This window comes from Mesorhizobium sp., assembly GCF_004963255.1.
Lineage (GTDB): Bacteria > Pseudomonadota > Alphaproteobacteria > Rhizobiales > Rhizobiaceae > Mesorhizobium.
This window is the reverse complement of sequence record NZ_SUGA01000009.1, coordinates 1-16209: the sequence shown is the minus strand read 5'-3', so window position 1 is coordinate 16209 and position 16209 is coordinate 1. Positions and strand designations below refer to the sequence as shown.

General features: G+C 64.1%; 17 protein-coding genes and 1 pseudogene. 9 read left to right on the top strand and 9 right to left on the bottom strand.

Going from position 1 to position 16209, the window contains the following annotated elements; genetic code table 11:
- The first annotated feature begins 13 nt into the window (after positions 1-13).
- Positions 14-334 (top strand): 2Fe-2S iron-sulfur cluster-binding protein, encoded by a 321-nt coding sequence (locus tag E5X34_RS12445; protein WP_112129386.1) that lies wholly within the window; start codon positions 14-16, stop codon positions 332-334.
- Between the two features lie 89 nt (positions 335-423).
- Positions 424-1455, top strand: coding sequence for an NAD(P)/FAD-dependent oxidoreductase (locus E5X34_RS12440; RefSeq protein ID WP_292564712.1), 1032 nt, complete (start codon positions 424-426; stop codon positions 1453-1455).
- A gap of 147 nt (positions 1456-1602) precedes the next feature.
- On the opposite strand, the gene E5X34_RS12435 is transcribed toward E5X34_RS12440, so the two are convergent.
- Positions 1603-3078, bottom strand: a complete 1476-nt coding sequence (locus E5X34_RS12435) for an MDR family MFS transporter (protein WP_292564709.1) — start codon at positions 3076-3078, stop codon at positions 1603-1605.
- Positions 3079-3276: 198 nt separating this feature from the next.
- A complete protein-coding gene (locus E5X34_RS12430) occupies positions 3277-3897 on the bottom strand; it encodes a DUF922 domain-containing protein (RefSeq protein ID WP_292564706.1) in 621 nt (206 codons plus the stop codon).
- A gap of 84 nt (positions 3898-3981) precedes the next feature.
- Here E5X34_RS12430 and folP point away from each other — a divergent pair, with 84 nt between their 5' ends.
- The 3 genes from folP to folK are packed head-to-tail and all read left to right on the top strand — an operon-like array spanning position 3982 to position 5694.
- The gene (folP, locus tag E5X34_RS12425) at positions 3982-4836 is read left to right on the top strand and encodes a dihydropteroate synthase (RefSeq protein ID WP_292564703.1); all 855 of its coding nucleotides are present in this window, start codon (positions 3982-3984) and stop codon (positions 4834-4836) included.
- Positions 4837-4838: 2 nt separating this feature from the next.
- On the top strand, positions 4839-5198 hold the full coding sequence (gene folB, locus E5X34_RS12420; RefSeq protein WP_042647736.1) for a dihydroneopterin aldolase: 360 nt from the start codon (positions 4839-4841) through the stop codon (positions 5196-5198).
- Complete coding sequence (gene folK, locus E5X34_RS12415) at positions 5182-5694, top strand: 2-amino-4-hydroxy-6-hydroxymethyldihydropteridine diphosphokinase (RefSeq protein ID WP_292564701.1); 513 nt, start codon at positions 5182-5184, stop codon at positions 5692-5694. Before folB ends, folK begins: the two co-directional genes overlap by 17 nt.
- A gap of 64 nt (positions 5695-5758) precedes the next feature.
- Here the strand turns inward: folK and E5X34_RS12410 are convergent, their stop codons facing one another.
- A complete protein-coding gene (locus tag E5X34_RS12410; protein WP_292564699.1) occupies positions 5759-6307 on the bottom strand; it encodes a DUF924 family protein in 549 nt (182 codons plus the stop codon).
- A gap of 10 nt (positions 6308-6317) precedes the next feature.
- Positions 6318-8153 (bottom strand): monovalent cation:proton antiporter-2 (CPA2) family protein, encoded by a 1836-nt coding sequence (locus E5X34_RS12405; protein ID WP_292564697.1) that lies wholly within the window; start codon positions 8151-8153, stop codon positions 6318-6320.
- 246 nt (positions 8154-8399) lie between these two features.
- On the opposite strand from E5X34_RS12405, the gene E5X34_RS12400 reads away from it, so the two are divergent.
- The 3 genes from E5X34_RS12400 to E5X34_RS12390 all read left to right on the top strand — a co-directional run bounded on the left by E5X34_RS12400 (position 8400) and on the right by E5X34_RS12390 (position 11257).
- On the top strand, positions 8400-9383 hold the full coding sequence (locus tag E5X34_RS12400) for an AraC family transcriptional regulator (protein ID WP_292564695.1): 984 nt from the start codon (positions 8400-8402) through the stop codon (positions 9381-9383).
- Positions 9384-9444: 61 nt separating this feature from the next.
- Entirely contained in the window at positions 9445-10653 is a 1209-nt protein-coding gene (locus E5X34_RS12395) for an MFS transporter (RefSeq protein WP_292565225.1), read from the top strand.
- 337 nt (positions 10654-10990) lie between these two features.
- A complete protein-coding gene (locus E5X34_RS12390) occupies positions 10991-11257 on the top strand; it encodes a hypothetical protein (RefSeq protein WP_292079122.1) in 267 nt (88 codons plus the stop codon).
- Between the two features lie 73 nt (positions 11258-11330).
- On the opposite strand, the gene E5X34_RS12385 is transcribed toward E5X34_RS12390, so the two are convergent.
- The 4 genes from E5X34_RS12385 to E5X34_RS12370 all read right to left on the bottom strand — a co-directional run bounded on the left by E5X34_RS12385 (position 11331) and on the right by E5X34_RS12370 (position 15102).
- The gene (locus tag E5X34_RS12385; protein WP_095818606.1) at positions 11331-11885 is read right to left on the bottom strand and encodes a hypothetical protein; all 555 of its coding nucleotides are present in this window, start codon (positions 11883-11885) and stop codon (positions 11331-11333) included.
- 102 nt (positions 11886-11987) lie between these two features.
- Positions 11988-13067: a YcjF family protein gene (locus tag E5X34_RS12380; protein ID WP_292564690.1), complete on the bottom strand. Its 1080-nt coding sequence runs from the start codon at positions 13065-13067 to the stop codon at positions 11988-11990.
- Positions 13064-14536 (bottom strand): YcjX family protein, encoded by a 1473-nt coding sequence (locus tag E5X34_RS12375; RefSeq protein ID WP_292564688.1) that lies wholly within the window; start codon positions 14534-14536, stop codon positions 13064-13066. The genes E5X34_RS12380 and E5X34_RS12375 overlap by 4 nt, the downstream gene beginning before the upstream one ends.
- 62 nt (positions 14537-14598) lie before the next feature.
- A complete protein-coding gene (locus E5X34_RS12370; RefSeq protein ID WP_292564685.1) occupies positions 14599-15102 on the bottom strand; it encodes a histidine phosphatase family protein in 504 nt (167 codons plus the stop codon).
- 248 nt (positions 15103-15350) lie between these two features.
- Between E5X34_RS12370 and dksA the strand changes: the two genes are divergently transcribed.
- Positions 15351-15767, top strand: coding sequence for an RNA polymerase-binding protein DksA (dksA, locus tag E5X34_RS12365; RefSeq protein ID WP_040972254.1), 417 nt, complete (start codon positions 15351-15353; stop codon positions 15765-15767).
- Positions 15768-15972: 205 nt separating this feature from the next.
- On the opposite strand, the pseudogene E5X34_RS12360 reads toward dksA, so the two are convergent.
- Positions 15973-16209, bottom strand: a pseudogene (locus E5X34_RS12360) (hypothetical protein); the annotation flags it as partial.

The following is a 16209-nucleotide window of genomic DNA, read 5'->3' as shown; positions in this document are numbered from 1 at the left end:
CTCAGGTGACTTAATGACCAAGCTGACCTACATCGCCCATGACGGGACCCGATTTGACGTGGAGGCCGAAAACGGCTCGACCGTCATGGAAAACGCCATCCGCAACGCGGTGCCCGGCATCGAGGCCGAATGCGGCGGCGCCTGCGCCTGCGCGACCTGCCATGTCTATGTCGACGAGGCATGGACGGCTGAGGTCGGCGAGCCGGAGGCGATGGAAGAGGACATGCTGGACTTCGCCTACGACGTCCGGCCAAATTCGCGCCTCTCCTGCCAGATCAAGGTGCGGGACGCGCTGGATGGCCTGGTCGTGCGCGTTCCCGAGCGCCAGGGCTAAAGCCAGCTTCCAGTTTTCTTCGCGCTGGCTGCTTGGCAGCAGGCAATAGCTCATGCAGTCTCGCTCCATTCCCAGAAGGGGCACAGCGCATGAGCAATACCATCAAGACGGACGTTCTCATTGTCGGCGCGGGGCCGGTCGGCCTTTTCGCCGTGTTCGAGCTCGGCCTGCTCGACATGAAATGCCATCTCATCGACATTCTCGACCGTCCCGGCGGCCAGTGTGCCGAGCTCTATCCGGAAAAACCGATCTACGACATTCCGGGCTGGCCAACGATCTCCGCGCAAGGCCTGGTCGACAAGTTGATGGAGCAGATCCATCCGTTCAAGCCGGACTTCACTTTCAACCGCATGGTCTCCAGCCTGGAAAAGCTCGACGACGGCAGCTTCCGCATCGCCACCGACGAGGGCGAGCTGTTCGAGGCCAAGGTGGTGGTGATCGCCGCCGGCGGTGGCTCGTTCCAGCCCAAGCGCCCGCCCATTCCGGGCATCGAGGCCTATGAAGGCAAGAGCGTGTTTTATTCGGTCCGGCGCATGGAGGAATTCCGCGGCCACGATCTCGTCATCGTCGGCGGCGGCGATTCGGCGCTCGACTGGACGCTCAACCTGCAACCCATCGCCAAGAGCGTGACGCTGGTGCATCGCCGCCCGGAATTCCGGGCGGCACCCGACAGCGTCAACAAGATGTATGCCTTGCAGGAGATGAAGCAGCTCAAATTCCTGGTGGGTCAGGTCAGCGGGCTTGCCGGGACCGACGGCCAGTTGTCATCGGCGACCATCAAGGGCGGTCCGGACGGCGACGTCGAGGTGCCGTGCACCCGCATGCTGCCCTTCTTCGGCCTCACCATGAAGCTCGGACCGATCGCCGAATGGGGCCTCAACCTCAATGAGAACCTGATCCCGGTGGACACCGAAAAGTTCCAGACATCGATCCCCGGCATCTTTGCCGTCGGCGACATCAACTGGTATCCGGGCAAGCTCAAGCTGATCCTGTCGGGCTTCCACGAGGTGGCGCTGATGGCGCAGGCCGCCAAGCGCATCATCAGCCCGGGCGAGCGCGTCGTCTTCCAATATACGACCTCATCGACCAGCCTGCAGAAGAAGCTCGGCGTCCACGAGTAGGTATGTCGATATTCAGGTGATGCCGGCCTGCGAACGGCAGCTCCCTGCGCTTCCGGTGCTCACGTACTTTAAGTACGCTCCGCCCCGGTTCTCGGGAGCCGCCATTCTCGACTCGGCCTGACCTGAATTTCAACACACCTGGAGAGATTATTCCGCAAGCATGGTTGCCGCTTGCTCATCATGGCCGCGCAGTTCCTTTTCCGGCATGAGCGCCAGCACGATCAGCGCAAGGACAAGCGTGATCCCGGTGGTCAGGAAAATCATCACGAAGGGCAGCGCCGATGACAGTTCGATATGCGTTGCGGAGCCCTCGGACGACAGCGGCAAGCCGTAGCCAAGCGCCACGGCGCCAAGGATCGCCACGCCGAGCGCGCCGCCCAGCGTGCGCAGGAAGGTCAGCACGCCGGTCGCCACCCCCAGGTGAGCGCGGTCGACGGCGTTCTGGACCGACACCGTGGCCACCGGGAAGGTCGTTCCGCTGCCCAGGCCAGTCAGCGTAGTCAGGATCAGGACCTCGAGCAGCGAGGCGTGTTCCGCAATGGCACTGAGCACGCCAATGCAGACGATGGCCAGGCTAACGCCGATCATGGCAATGCGCTTATAATGGACGAAACGCGGGATCATGCGGCCGCTGAAGGTGGCGCCGGCGACCGTGCCGAGCAGCAGGCCCAGCATGGCCATGCCGGATTCGCTGACCGAAAGCCCGACGATCGACTGCAGATAGACCGGCAGGTAAACCGACGCGCCGATGTTCGCGGCCTGCAGCAGGAACATCGACAGCGTGCCGGCGAGCACGATCGGGTTGCCCAACACGTCGAGCGAGATCAATGGCTCGGCCGCCCTGAGCAGCCTCAGCGCGAAGAAGGCCCAGAACACCGCCGAGCAGGCCACCAGCCCAAGGATTTCGCCGGAGAACCAGGGATAGGCGCTGCCGCCCCAGTTGAGCGCCAGGAGCAGCAGCGACGTGGCGACAACCAGCAGCACGGCGCCCAGCCCGTCGATGCGATGGTTCTTGGCCGCGATCGGCAGCTTCCTCAGCGGGTTGTTGATGATGGCCATGGCCAGGAAACCGATCGGCAGGTTGATCCAGAAGATCAGCGACCAGTGCAGGTGTTCGGCGAAGACGCCGCCGAGCAGCGGGCCGGCAACGCTGGCGACCGCCCATGTCCCGGAAATCCAGGCGGCGTAGCGGGCGCGCTCGCGCGGCGGCACGAGATCGCCGATGACCGTCTGGGCCAGCGCGAAGAGACCGCCGCCGCCGGCGCCCTGGATGGCGCGGCCGATGACCAGCACCAGCATGTTGGGCGCGAGCGCGCTGACCAGCGATCCGAACAGGAAGATCAGGATCGCGGCGTAGATGACCGGACGGCGTCCGTAGACATCGGAAATCTTGCCATAGAGCGGCGCCATCGCTGTCGCGGTCAGAAGATAGCCGGTGACGATCCACGGCAGATATTCGGCATGGCCGAGGGCGCGCGCGATCGTCGGCAGGGCCGGCGCGACGATGGTCTGGTCAAGGGCCGCCAGCAGCATCGACAACAGCACGCCGCCGATGATGGCGTTCTTCTCGCTCTCGCTCATCGGCGCGGCTTTCGGCGCCATCGTCTCGACGGTCTGGTCCATGCTTCATTCTTTCAAAGGCTGGTGCTCGGCGCGCCAAGAGGGCTTTGGCCGGTTGCGCCTGTCATTTCCCATCGCGGATAGGGTTCCGGGCGTTTCGAACCGCCATATGTCGTTCGATATAGGCCGATTTCGACCGCCGCTCGAACGTTTTTGCCATCTGGCATCACGTTTGGGCGAAATTGGCCCCGGGCCCTGAGGTCAAGGCGGCGGCAGCTGACCGGCCTGGACGCGCTCCATCCGATAGCGCATCAGCCGAAGGATGCGGCTTTCGAAATTGGCGCCCTCGACCCGGTCGAAGCGGACCTGGTCCTGATCGTGCCTGGCGAGTTCGGCTGCCTGGATCGATGCGGCCTGCGCCTTTGCCTGTTCGCACGTCCTTTGCGCAGGGCTGGCCTTCAGCGCATCCTCCAGCAAGCGCGCATGGTTCTTGGCGATCTCGACATGGCGTTCCTCATGCCGTTTGATGTCGGCCGAGAGCGTGTCCCAGAACAGCCTGACGTCGGGATCGGCTTTGCGCGGGCGCCGCCACTCAGGAAGGATCACCTTGACCTTCACGGTGACGGCCGCGTCGGCGATGCGGCAGGACTGCGCGCTCTGGGCGTAGCTTATACGGGTCGTAAAGGCCATCTGCGTGGCGCCTGGATGTCGCGATCCGGTGCTTTTCACTTCGGGGCCGTTTCTCGACAGCTGGTTCTGGATATCGTCGAGCGTGCGGCCGCCGACGCTGAAATAGCTGTAGGTCTTCACCAGATTCGCAGCGACCGCCGGCGTGGCGGCGAGCGCGAGCATCAGGGCGCAGAGCAGGGGACGCTTCATCATATTGCCTCTTCACGCACCTTGCTTTAGGGCCGTCGCCAGCGCAACGGAATTGATTTCCGGCGGATCACGCATGGTTGATGGACAATGACGACAAGGCGATGGCAGCTGGCGCATGGGCGCTATCTCGACCTCGGTCCGAAGGCGGTCGTCGTCGGCATCCTTAACGTGACGCCTGACAGTTTTTCGGACGGCGGTTTGTTCATCGCGCCGGGAAAGGCGCTGGAGCAGGCGCGCCGGATGGTGGAAGAGGGCGCCGCCGTGATCGATGTCGGCGGGGAATCGACGCGGCCGGGTTTCGCTCCGATCACGGCCGAGGAAGAGCAGGCGCGCGTGCTGCCGGTCATCGCGGCGCTCGCCGCTTCCGGCGCGGCGCTGATCTCGGTCGACACCTATCGCGAGGATACCGCGCGCCGCGCAGTCGCCGCCGGCGCTCATATCGTCAACGACGTCTGGGGGCTGCAGCGCGAGCCCGGCATCGCGCGCGTCGCCGCCGAAACCGGCGCCGGGCTCATCATCATGCACACCGGGCGCGAGCGGCAGAAATTGCCTGATGTGATCGAGGACCAGTTCCTGTTCCTGCGCAAATCGCTCGAGATCGCGCGTGCGGCCAACGTCGCCGACAGTCAGATCGTGCTCGATGCAGGCTTCGGCTTCGCCAAGGAAACGGCGGCGGAAAACCTCGACCTGATGGCGCGGTTTTCCGAGCTTCAGGCGCTTGGCTATCCGCTGATGGCGGGAACCTCGCGCAAGCGCTTCGTCGGCACCGCGACCGGGCGCGAGCCTGGCGATCGGGCTGCCGGAACGGCGGCGACGAGCGTCATCCTGCGCTTGAAGGGAGCCGACCTGTTTCGCGTCCACGATGTCGCAATCAACGTGGACGCGCTGGCGCTGACCGATGCTATGCTTGCCCGCGAAACCGAGCCTCCCCCCGGACCCTGATCATGTACGTAATCCGTATGAAGAATTGCGCCTTCTTCGCCCGCCATGGCGTGCTGGACGAGGAGGAGACGCTTGGCCAGCGTTTCTATGTCGATGCCGAGCTGACCGTCGAGCCCAGCCGTCCGCTGACGGAGGATTCCATCGAGGATACCGTCAATTACGGCGTCGCCTTCGCGGTCATCGAGAAGATCGTGACCGGACATCGCCGCTTCCTGATCGAGGCGCTGGCGCTGGAGGTCGCGAAGGCGCTGACGGCGCGGTTTTCGCAGATCAGGAAGGCAGCGATCACGGTGCGCAAGCCGAACGCGCCGGTGCCCGGCGTGCTCGATTATGTCGAGGTGACCGTTGTCTGGCCAGAATAGCATCGTCTACCTCAGCCTCGGCGGCAATCTCGGCGACCCGGCGAAGTCCATGGGAGCGGCATTGCGCATGCTGGACGGCGACGACGCGACGCGCGTCATCGCGGTCTCATCGCTCTACCGCACACCGCCCTGGGGCAAGCTCGACCAACCCGATTTCCTCAACGCCGCCGCCGCGATCGAGACGGCGCTTTCGCCGCGCGCGCTGCTCGACCTTTGCCTCGACGTCGAGAGGCGATTGAAGCGCGTGCGCGAGGAGCGCTGGGGGCCGCGCCTGATCGATATCGACATCCTGGTGTTCGGCGACCGGGTGATCCATGAGACCGGGCTAGAAGTGCCGCATCCGCGCATGCTGGAGCGCGCCTTCGTGCTGGCGCCGCTGGCCGAGATCGCGCCGGGGCTTTCGATCGGCGGCAGGAGCGTCTCGGAACGACTCGGCGCCGTCGACACATCGGGGATCGAGCGGCTGCCGTCCGGCCGGGAGTGGTGGCTCGGCTGAAGCAATTCCAGAAAAGTGCTCGCGGTTTTCTGTCCTGAATTGCGTAAAGACAAAAAGATAGGACTCAGCCTGCGAAGCCGCCGCCGTCGAGAAATGCTTGTTCCTCGGGCGTCGTCTCTCGACCGAGCATCCTGTTTCGATGCGGAAAGCGGCCGAAGCGCTCGATGATCTCCAGATGCTCCTCGGCATATTTAAGATCGTTCGGTGCTCGCGCCGCCGTGAGTTCCACCGAACGCTTCTGATCGCCAAGCGATTCCGAATGCTCGAAAGGAAGGTAGAGGAAGACGCGCACAATTTCGTCGAGCATCAGATCATGGCCGGCGGCGATCGCCCGGTCGGCAAAATGCCTTGCCAGCGGGTCGGTCGCGTACATGTGGCCGGTGCCGCGGAAGCAATTGCGCGGGAACTGATCGAGCAGGATCATCAGCGCCAGCGAGCCTTCGGCATGGGCGTTCCAGTCGTCGCATTCGCGCCGCGCGGCTGCGTAGTGCAGCTCCAGGAAGCGGCTGCGGAAATCGGTGTCGAAGGCGTCGTCCTTCTCGAACCAGGCGTCCTCGCCGGCGTCGCGCCAGAATTTGGTGACCGAAAGCGCCCGCGCGTCGAGCTCTGCCATGGCTTGCCCCTCAGTTGTTGGTCTCTGCTTCGTTCAGCACAACGGCTGTTTCCTGGTTCAGCGCGCGGCCGGCCCGGCGCGGTTGCGTGAGCGGCGTCGGGATCGGCGTGCCGATATTGCCCTTGAGGAAACGCTGGCCGGCGCGGATGCCCTCGGCAAGCTGCGTTTCGAAGCGAGCGGTGTCGCGACGGCGCACGTCCTCGATGACCTCGGCAACCTCCTCCGGATCGACGCCCAATGCCTCCAGCGCCGAGCCGCCGAAGACGAGCGCCGATTCGAAGGTTTCGCGCAATTGGTAGTCGACGCCGGCTCGAATGAGCTGCAGCGCCGTGCCGCGGTCGTAGGCGCGCGCCAGGATGGTGACCAGCGGGAATTCGGCCTTGATCAGCTGCGCGATGCGCACGGCGGCGTCCGGCTTATCGACGCAGATCAGCACCGCGCGGGCCCGCCCGGCGCCGGCCGCATGCAGGATATCGAGCCTCGTGCCGTCGCCATAATAGACCTTGAAGCCGAAATTGGCCGCCGCCTGGATCATCTCCACCTCGTTGTCGATGATCGAGACGTCCAGCCCCCGCAATAGCAGTGGCTGGCTTGCGATCTGGCCGAAGCGGCCGAAACCGATGATCAGCGCGCTGCCGGTGAGGCCCTCGGCGATGTCCACGCCGTCGAGCGACTGCTCGTCGCGCGGGGTGAGGTAGCGCAGCGCCAGGATCGCGAGCGGCGTCAGCACCATCGAGATGATGATGATGGCGGTGAGCGTTGCGTTGGCCTGGCCGTCGATGAGGCCGACCGCGGTAGCGGACGAATAAAGCACGAAGGCGAACTCGCCGCCCTGCGCCATGAAGACGGCGCGTTCGAGCGCCTCGCGGTGGCCGCTCTTCAGGATGCGCGCGACGATGTAGATGCCGAGCGCCTTCATGACCATGTAGGCGACGACATAGATGGCGACGAGCCGCCAGTTCTGGGCGACGACGCCAAGGTCGAGCGACATGCCGACGGCGAGGAAGAAGAGGCCGAGCAGGATGCCGCGGAACGGCTCGATATCGGCTTCGAGCTGGTGTCGAAAGGTCGATTCCGACAGGAGCACGCCGGCGAGGAAGGCGCCCATCGCCATCGACAGGCCGGAGAGCTGCATGGCGAGAGCCGATCCCAGCACCACCAGGAGGGCCGCGGCGGTCATGACTTCGCGGGCACGGGCGTCCGCCAGGACGCGGAAGAGCGGATTGAGCAGGTAACGGCCCGCCACGACCAGTCCGACGATCGCGGCGATGCCGATGCCGACTTCGGTCAGTCGCTCCGAAAAACTGGTCTCGGCGCCGCCGGGCGCGAGGAACGCCACCAGCGCCAGCAGCGGCACGATCATCAAGTCTTCGAGCAGCAGGATAGAGACGATGCGCTGGCCTTTCGACGTGGCGATCTCGCCGCGCTCTTCCAGCAGTTGCATGACGATCGCCGTCGAGGTCAGCACGAAGCCGGCGCCGGCAACGAAGGACTGCGCGATGGGAAAGCCTCCGGCCAGTCCGACGAGGGTGAGCAGGACCGCGCAGACGCCGACCTGGAGGGCGCCCAGTCCAAAGATCTCGCGGCGCAGGCCCCAGAGCCTCGACGGCTGCATTTCCAGCCCGATGATGAACAGGAACATGACGACGCCGAGCTCGGCGACGTGGAGGATCGATCCCGATTCGGAAAAGACGCGCAGGCCGAACGGGCCGATGACCACGCCGGCGGCAAGGTAGCCGAGGATCGAGCCCAGCCCCATGCGCTTGAAGATCGGCACGGCGATGACGCCGGCCGCGAGCAACGCCACCACCTGCACCAGATCGCTGCTCGACGCTTCAGCTGCCATGGCTGTCATCCTGTTGCTGAAAAGCGCGTTCGCCTGGAAAAGATTCAGGTGGACGCGCTTCAGGTGTTTGCTTGATGCATGTCGTTGTCCCAGAACCGCTGCGCACTCCTGGGCGACATGCATTAGAAGCACTCCTTGCATGCACCGGGAGGGAGAGGCAAGGGCGGGAGGCCTGCCACGAAGGGTAGGGCGCCGTCGGAGAGACCTTCGCTTGCCTGTCGGACGTTCGGCATCTATAATGGCGAAATGTCTGACTATTCGTCCCGTCCGCTTCCGCATATCCCGATGGATGCGCTCAGCGAAGTGCTGCAGGACTTTCGCTTGAGCGGCGTCAACTATGGCCGCTGCGAGCTGCGACATCCATGGAGCATCGCCTTTCCACAACAGAGGCTGCTTCGCTTTCACTTTGTCGGCCAGGGTCCGTGCTGGATCTATACCGAAGCGGAAGGCTGGCAGGAGTTGCGCGATGGCGATCTGGTACTGCTGCCGCAAGGCATAGCCCATCGGCTGGCCAGCGCGCCGGACGTTGTCGGCGACTCACTCGAGAGCTGCCAGGTGACCAAGTTGGGCAGCAATGTCTGCGAGGTGGTGCGGGAGGGGACGGGCGCGACAAGCACCCTTTTCTGCGGCTCCATGGCCTTGGGCGTCTGTGCGCTCGATCCATTGATCACGTTGATGCCGCCTATCATCAAAGGCTGCGACGTGGCCGGCAATGACCCGGTCATGCGTCCTTTGCTGGCGGCCATGACGGCCGAGGCCGCGCAACCGCAGATGGGCAGCGCCACGATTCTGTCGCGCATGGCGGACTTGCTGACCGCCCGGCTCATCCGCTGCTGGGTCAATTGCACGGGAGCCGCGACCACCGGTTGGCTTGCCGCTATCCGAGACCCCCATATCGGCCGCGCTCTCGCAGCCATGCACCGAGATCCCGGCCATAACTGGACGCTGGAAAGCCTAGCCGCCCTGGCAGGCCAATCGCGCTCGATTTTCGCCGAGCGCTTCAGCGCCGTACTAGGGGAGGGCGCTGCCCACTATCTCGCCCGTCTGCGTATGCAGCTTGCCCGCGAGTTGCTGGGGCAGAACGGCTTGTCGGTTGCCGAGGTCGCTACCCGTTTGGGCTATGACAGCGAAGCATCCTTCGCGCGCGCGTTCAAACGCGTCACCAATGTCTCGCCAGGCGTTGTGCGTCGCACAATTTCCGGACGAACGGATATGAATTTCGGATTTTAGGATACATATCATCCGAAAGGACTCGTCTATTGAAGACCTCCATTCCTTGGAGATCCTTTCGGTGACAGACACAACATTACAACTTGAAGACGAGGCGTTAGATCTCGATACCGCCGCGCCAACCACGTGGAACGCAGCCACCTGGTTCTCGGTCATTTCATTGGCGGCCACCAGCTTTGCCTTGGTGTCAGCCGAATTCCTGCCGGCAGGTCTGCTGACGCCAATGGCGCGCGATCTCGGCATCAGCGAAGGAACGGCCGGACAGGTGGTTACCGCCACCGCTTCGGTCGGCGCCGTGACGGCCATGTTAAGCAATGTTCTCATCGGCCGATTGAACCGCAAGACGGTGCTGGTCGGCCTTAGCGCCTTGGCGGTCGGTTCCAACCTGCTTGCGGCGCTGGCGCCCAATTTCTGGTTTCTGCTGTTGGGCCGGGCAGGGCTCGGAATTGCTCTCAGCGCCTTTTGGGCACTCTCGGTTGCCGTCGTGGCCCGGCTGGTTGGCGCCAATGCCACAGGTCGGGGCATGGGCATCGTCACCCTCGGCGTCTCGCTTGCCACCATTGCCGCACCATCGGCGGGTGCGTTGATCAGCGACTGGCTGGGATGGCGCAGCGCCATGGCCTTGACGGCGGGGCTGGCCGTGATTGCCATGCTGCTGCAGTTGCTTAGCCTGCCGACCCTGCCTGCCACAGCCAGCAACAGTCTTGCGGATGTATTTCGGCTGACACGGCGGCGTGGCATTCAGCTCGGCATGCTGGCCATCCTTTTGCTGATGACAGGGCATTTTGCCGGCTCGGTCTATGTGCGCCCCTTCCTCGAACATGTGACGCTTCTGGCAACCGGGCCAATTGCCATGGCCTTGCTCGGATTTGGCATCGCCGCTGTCATCGGCAATGTCGCTGGCGGCCGCATGGCCGACGCCAATATCCACATGGCTCTCGTGGGCACTGCGGCGCTGATGGGGTTTGCGGCTCTGGCATTGGTGCTTTGGGGCGTAAACGTCGCCGTCGCCTTCGGATTCGTCACGCTTTGGGGCCTGGCATTCGGCATGGCGCCGGTGGTGCTGCCGACCAACCTGTCCCGCGCGGCGCCTGATGCGCTGGAAGCAGCGGGCAGCCTGATGGTCGCCTCTTTCCAGGTTGCCATCACCATCGGCGCGGTTGTCGGCGGCTATGTCGTGGACACCTATGGCGCCTCGGGACCTTTGACCCTTACCGTCGTCCTTGCCGCATCGACAGTCGTGCTGGCGCTGCTGCAGCCTCGCGGGTGAACTTGTTCCAGTTGAGCATCTCACCGTTTCATGAAAACGGTGAGATGCTCAACCTCTTTGTTTTCCGCAATTCCGGACGAAAAACTGCTTCACGCCTTTCCTGGAATTGCACTGAAGCGCGTCGCGCCTGAACGGCCTGGTGCGGCATGCCTTAGATTGGTGTTTTACATGTATTGGGCGGCCTGAACCTGGAACGCCGCGATATTGCAGCCTGGTTACACAAGTTTATGCGGCCAGGTTGTTGCGTGCCGCCACAATCAGCGGTTATGGCACGTTCGGCTTCGGCCATGAGAGGCGGCTGCGATGGGCGGCCGCCTTTTTTGAGGAGATAATTGACATGAAGAAGTTTTTGCTCGTCGCCGTAGGTGTTGCGGCGTTGGCTGCCTCGGCTTGTTCCAAGGGGCCGGAATGCACCCAGGAAATCGCCGCCAAGAAGGCGCAGGACATGGCTGCCGCACTGCAGGAGGCCATCACCAAGGACCCGAGCAAGGCAGCCGATCTGACCGCCAAGGTGCAGGCCGTGACGACCAAGTATCAGGGCGCGACGACGCTTGACGAAGCCTGCAAGGCCTATGACGAGCTGACGGCCACCATCAAGGGTTGAGCGCAGCCGTGGAGTAATGCGAAGGCGGTGGCCAGGCGGCCGCCGCCTTTTTTGCGGAGGTCGGCGCGTCGGGTCAGTTCTTGGCGATGGCGCCGACTTCGACCGAGTCGACCCGCTTCAGGCTCATGCCGATCACTGGCACCAGCTGTTTGTCGACACGCACGGCCACCGTCACGGTCATCGAATTATCGTCGGGCACGCGGGCCTGCATGACGCCGTTCAACTGGTTGCGGTTGATAGTGAAGACGACCTTCTGGGCGTCGACGACGTTGCCGCCGACAATATCCATGCCGTTGCCGGTCGAGCCGCCCATGAAGGCGCCCCTGTAGCCGTCGCGACCCTTGCGCTCAACGGTCGCGGACATCTTCTGCGTGAAGACGCCGACCCGGCAGTTGCCGTCCAGCGTCATGCCGACCTTGCCGTCAGGCGTCGAGCCGTTGAAATCGCAGGTGAATTTGGTGCCCTTGTACTTGCCGGCGATGATCTCGCCAGGGCCTACCCATCGGCCCTCGACGGAACGGAAGAACTGCTTGTCCGGCTCGGCGCCAAAGGCTTTTTCGACCAATCCGAGCGGCGCGGCAATAGCAACGGTCGCAGGCAGCACGCAGGACAGGATTACGCTTCTCATGGACGACACCCGGCACGACAGAGTCTATTCTTGGGACCTGATCGACCATGGCGAAGATTGGTTAATGCTTCGTCACTGGAGGTGGCTTTCGCGTTTACCCTGTTACTCCGCCTGACCGTCTTTTTTGGCAGCGAACGAGGTCAGCGCCGAGAGGAAATCGCCGAGGCCCGGTCGCTTCACGGCGATGAACGGCAAGGGGCGGGCGGTTTCCATCGCCGCGATACCGATGCGCGCCGTCATCATGCCGTTGACGACCCCTTCGCCGAGCTTTGCCGAGAGTTTCGCGGCAAGCCCATGGCCGACGATCTGCTGCACGAAACTGTCGCCGACCGCGATCGAGCCGGTTACCGCCAGATGGGCGAGCACGCCGCGCGCCAGCCGGAAGAAGCCGAGCGTGCCTGGACGGCCGCCATATAGCTCGGACAGCCGCCGGATCAGGCGGCCCGCCTCGAACACGACATAGGCGATGTCGACCAGCGCGCGAGGGCTGACCGCCGTGATCAGGGAGACGCGCTTGGCGGCTTCAAGGATCATGATTTTGGCGCGGGCATCGAGCGGGGAGAGGATCTCGGTCTCGGCAAGCCGCACCAGATTGGCGCCGTCGATGATCTCGCCGCGCAATTCGGCAAGCGAACGCCGCCCGGCGGCGGTCTCGGGTTTTGCGGCGACGAAGGCCGAGAGCTCATCAACGAGAGCGCGCGCAGCCTTGGGATCGTCGCGCGCCACGGCATCCAGAGCCCGCTTCTGCATCTTCTCGACTTCGGCAAGGCGAGCAATGGCAAGGAATTCGCGGATAAGGATGACGAGCAGCGAGAGCAGCGCGATCGCTGCCATGCCGGCCGCCAGCCAGCCCAGCCATTCGGCGCGCGCAAACAGATCGCGGATCAGCTGGTCCGCCCACAGGCCGACCGCCAGCGAGACGAGCACGCCGAGGGCGCCAAAGAACAGCCGTGTTAGCAGCGAACGCTTTCGCGGCGCTGTCGCCGGTGGCGGGGCCGCCGCCTCGATGTCCGGCTCGTCGAAAACGTCGACCTCCGAGGGGAGCACGACCACCACGTCGGCCCGCGGGGCGCGCGGCCTGCGCGCCGGCTGCTCCGCGGCGACGCGGCTCTGGGTGACTTGCGACTTCGGCTCGGTCTGGGGCTCGATGCGAAAGGCCGCCGGTTTGCGGGGCGCGGTCATGCCAGATGATCTCCGATCAGGAACTGCAGCGCGCGGTCGAGCCGGATATGCGGCAAGGACAGCGTGACGCCTTCGGCGGTACGCTCGAGCTTCGGCGGGCGGAACCGCACGAAGCGGATCGCCGGCTCGGCGTTGTCGGGCGATGATCCGGAAACGTCGAACACCGCATTCACCTTTTCCGGCAAATCGCCCGGGAATATGGCGGTTTCGGTCTTTCCGTCGAACGTCTCGCCGTTGATCGTCTCGCCCTTCAGCGGCGTGCCGATGATGACCGGCAGCGTCTCGCGTCCCTGTTTCACCGTCCCCTCACGGGTCGAGCGGACCGCGGCCATGGCGAGGACATCGACGGCGGCGCCGCTGAAATTCGCCCGCGCCACGGCCCGGTCGGTCAGCCGGCGCACGATCGCCTGCAGCCGGTCGTGGCTTTCGTGGTGCAGATGGTCCGCCTTGGTCGCGGCGACCAGGATGCGATCGATGCGACGCGCGAAGAAATCGGTGAGGAAGTTGCCGCGTCCGGGCCGGAAGCAGGACAGGATCTCGGTGACGGCGCGTTCCAGATCGGCCATGGCGGCCTGGCCGGCGTTGAGCGCCTGCATGGCGTCGATCAGCACGATCTGCCGATCCAGCCGGGTGATGTGCTCGCGAAAGAACGGTTTGACGACATGCGTCTTGTAGGCCTCGTAGCGGCGCTCCATCATCGCCTGCAGCGATCCGGAGCGCGGCCGGCCCTGGGACAGCGTCATCAACGGCGCGAAGGTGAGCGCTGGCGAGCCTTCGAGGTCACCCGGCATCAGGAAGCGGCCGGGCGGCAGCGTCGACAGGGCGCGTTCGTCGAGCTTGCAGGCCTTGAGATAGGCGGCAAAGCTCTCGGCCAGGCGCCGCGCCGTCATCTCGTCGGCGTCGGCATCGGGGCTGACGGTGGAAGCCAGCTCGCGCCAGGCCTGAGACAGGTCGGAACGGACAGGCAGGGCGGCCAGCTCGACCGCCTCGCGCGAAAAATCGCCGAAGGATTTGCCGAGCAGCGGCAGGTCGAGCAGCCATTCGCCGGGATAGTCGACGATGTCGATCGATAGTTTTCCGGCTGAGAACAACCGGTTCCAGCCGGAAGCCGACTCATATTCGATGGTGAGCCGCAGCTCGGAGATGGCGCGCGTGGAGTCCGGCCAGACGCGGTCGTTCACCAAAGCGGCGACGTGATCCTCGTACTGGAAACGCGGAACGGCATCGTCCGGCTGCTCCTCGAGGAAAGCGCGGGCGATGCGGCCGGATTTCTGCGCTTCAAAGAGCGGCAGGCGGCCGCCATGGATGAGGTTGTGGACGAGGGCCGAGATGAACACCGTCTTGCCGGCGCGGGAAAGGCCGGTGACGCCAAGACGCAATGAGGGGGAGAAGAGCCCGGCGGCCCGGCCCGACAGCGTGTCGAGCGCAATCCTCGCCTCGTCGGTGAAAGTGGTCAGCGATGATGCCAAATCAGCCTCTGGTTGCGCGTCCGCGCCCGATATAAGCGCTGGGCCGGGCGTTTGAAATGGCCTCAGAGGTCGGCCGGCGTGAGAAAGGCTTCGAGGTAGCCGCTGCCCTGCGCCGCCTCGGCAAGATTGCCGGGAAAGCGCACCACGGCGAGGCCGGAGGTCGGAAAACCGTGCTTCATCATGCCGCGCGCCGCCTCGTCGCCGTCGCCCGACACCGCCATGGCCAGATCCTCGGTCATGGGATTGTGGCCGATCACCAGAAGCTGGTCGGCGCCGGCAGTCTTGCGGATGATGTCGAGATAGCCGGCCGCATCCTCGCTGTAGAGCGTGTCGAAGAACAGCACGCGGCCGGTGTCGGTGCGCCCCGCCAAGCCTTCCAGCGTCTGCCTTGCCCGTTTGGCATTGGAGCAAAGCGTGACATCCGGCACGTAGTTGCGGGCCCGCATGGCCTCTCCCATCGCTTCGGCGTCAGCCTTGCCCGATTCGTCGAGCGGGCGGTCGAAATCGCGCACGCCGGGCAGCGCCCAGCCGGCTTTGGCGTGCCGCAACAGATAAAGTCTGCTCAACCGTTCCCCCATGGCTCCGCCTGACAGGCAAAGCGCGATTAGTCACCAGAACCACGTCCTGCACAATGGCCGGCGCGAGCACCTGCAACGAATCATATGCGAATTCGTTTTATGCCGTTGAAACAACGTCGTTGCCGGAGCTGCCGATGCGAGACTAACAATTGCGTGAAACTGTCGTCGATACCGCTTGTGCAGGCTCTTGTCCCCGAATATATAGGCGCCAAATTTGGGGTTGTTGGGTGAGTCGAATGAACGACATCGTTACCGCCGATTACGTACCCTCCGAAGACGAGCCGTTCATGAACGAACGGCAAAAATCGTACTTCCGCCAAAAGCTTATCACCTGGAAGAACGACATTCTGCGCGAAGCGCGCGAAACCCTAGAAATCCTGCAGCAGGAAAACGCCAACCACCCGGATCTTGCCGATCGCGCCTCCTCCGAAACCGACCGCGCCATCGAATTGCGCGCCCGCGACCGCCAACGCAAGCTCATCTCGAAGATCGACTCCGCGCTCCAGCGCATCGACGAAGGCACCTACGGCTATTGCGAGGAAACCGGGGAGCCGATCGCGCTGAAGCGGCTCGACGCGCGTCCGATCGCGACGCTATCGATCGAAGCGCAGGAACGCCACGAGCGCCGCGAAAAGGTGTATCGCGACGACTGACGCGGGCTGAAAGCAAAAACGTCAAAAATGGCCGGTTTTCCGGCCATTTTTGTTTTCAGCTCCTGAGCTGCGGAGAGTTCGCGCGTTCCGGCAAGCTGCCGCTAAAGCGCGTCGCGATCTTTCAGGTTCGCTCCATGCGCTTTAGGTTTTTGACTTTACGCATGTCTTTATCCCGAAACCCACTTTCGGGAAAACATGCTTTAGGTCAGCGCTTGTGATTGCCGAGTTCGCCAAGCAGCTTGGCCATCTCATCATCGAGCGAGGGCTTGGGTGCGGGTTTGCTTGGCGCTGCCGGCTGGGAGTGCGTCTCGTCGAGAGAGGTCTCGAGCTCGTGCATCAACGTGTCGTCGATGGAATCGTTTGAGGGCGGCGGCGTGTATCTGGCGCTGCCGTTGGTCGTTCCGTAGTTCGGCAGGGGCGTGACCTTGGCGGTCGGCTGGCT

What these genes read in the sequence shown, in the direction of transcription:
- E5X34_RS12445 (WP_112129386.1), top strand. Translation starts at nt 14, where the DNA reads ATGACCAAGCTGACCTACATCGCCCATGACGGGACCCGATTTGACGTG.
- E5X34_RS12440 (WP_292564712.1), top strand. Translation starts at nt 424, where the DNA reads ATGAGCAATACCATCAAGACGGACGTTCTCATTGTCGGCGCGGGGCCG.
- E5X34_RS12435 (WP_292564709.1), bottom strand. Translation starts at nt 3,078, where the DNA reads ATGGACCAGACCGTCGAGACGATGGCGCCGAAAGCCGCGCCGATGAGC.
- E5X34_RS12430 (WP_292564706.1), bottom strand. Translation starts at nt 3,897, where the DNA reads ATGATGAAGCGTCCCCTGCTCTGCGCCCTGATGCTCGCGCTCGCCGCC.
- folP (WP_292564703.1), top strand. Translation starts at nt 3,982, where the DNA reads ATGACGACAAGGCGATGGCAGCTGGCGCATGGGCGCTATCTCGACCTC.
- folB (WP_042647736.1), top strand. Translation starts at nt 4,839, where the DNA reads ATGTACGTAATCCGTATGAAGAATTGCGCCTTCTTCGCCCGCCATGGC.
- E5X34_RS12410 (WP_292564699.1), bottom strand. Translation starts at nt 6,307, where the DNA reads ATGGCAGAGCTCGACGCGCGGGCGCTTTCGGTCACCAAATTCTGGCGC.
- E5X34_RS12405 (WP_292564697.1), bottom strand. Translation starts at nt 8,153, where the DNA reads ATGGCAGCTGAAGCGTCGAGCAGCGATCTGGTGCAGGTGGTGGCGTTG.
- E5X34_RS12400 (WP_292564695.1), top strand. Translation starts at nt 8,400, where the DNA reads ATGTCTGACTATTCGTCCCGTCCGCTTCCGCATATCCCGATGGATGCG.
- E5X34_RS12390 (WP_292079122.1), top strand. Translation starts at nt 10,991, where the DNA reads ATGAAGAAGTTTTTGCTCGTCGCCGTAGGTGTTGCGGCGTTGGCTGCC.
- E5X34_RS12385 (WP_095818606.1), bottom strand. Translation starts at nt 11,885, where the DNA reads ATGAGAAGCGTAATCCTGTCCTGCGTGCTGCCTGCGACCGTTGCTATT.
- E5X34_RS12380 (WP_292564690.1), bottom strand. Translation starts at nt 13,067, where the DNA reads ATGACCGCGCCCCGCAAACCGGCGGCCTTTCGCATCGAGCCCCAGACC.
- dksA (WP_040972254.1), top strand. Translation starts at nt 15,351, where the DNA reads ATGAACGACATCGTTACCGCCGATTACGTACCCTCCGAAGACGAGCCG.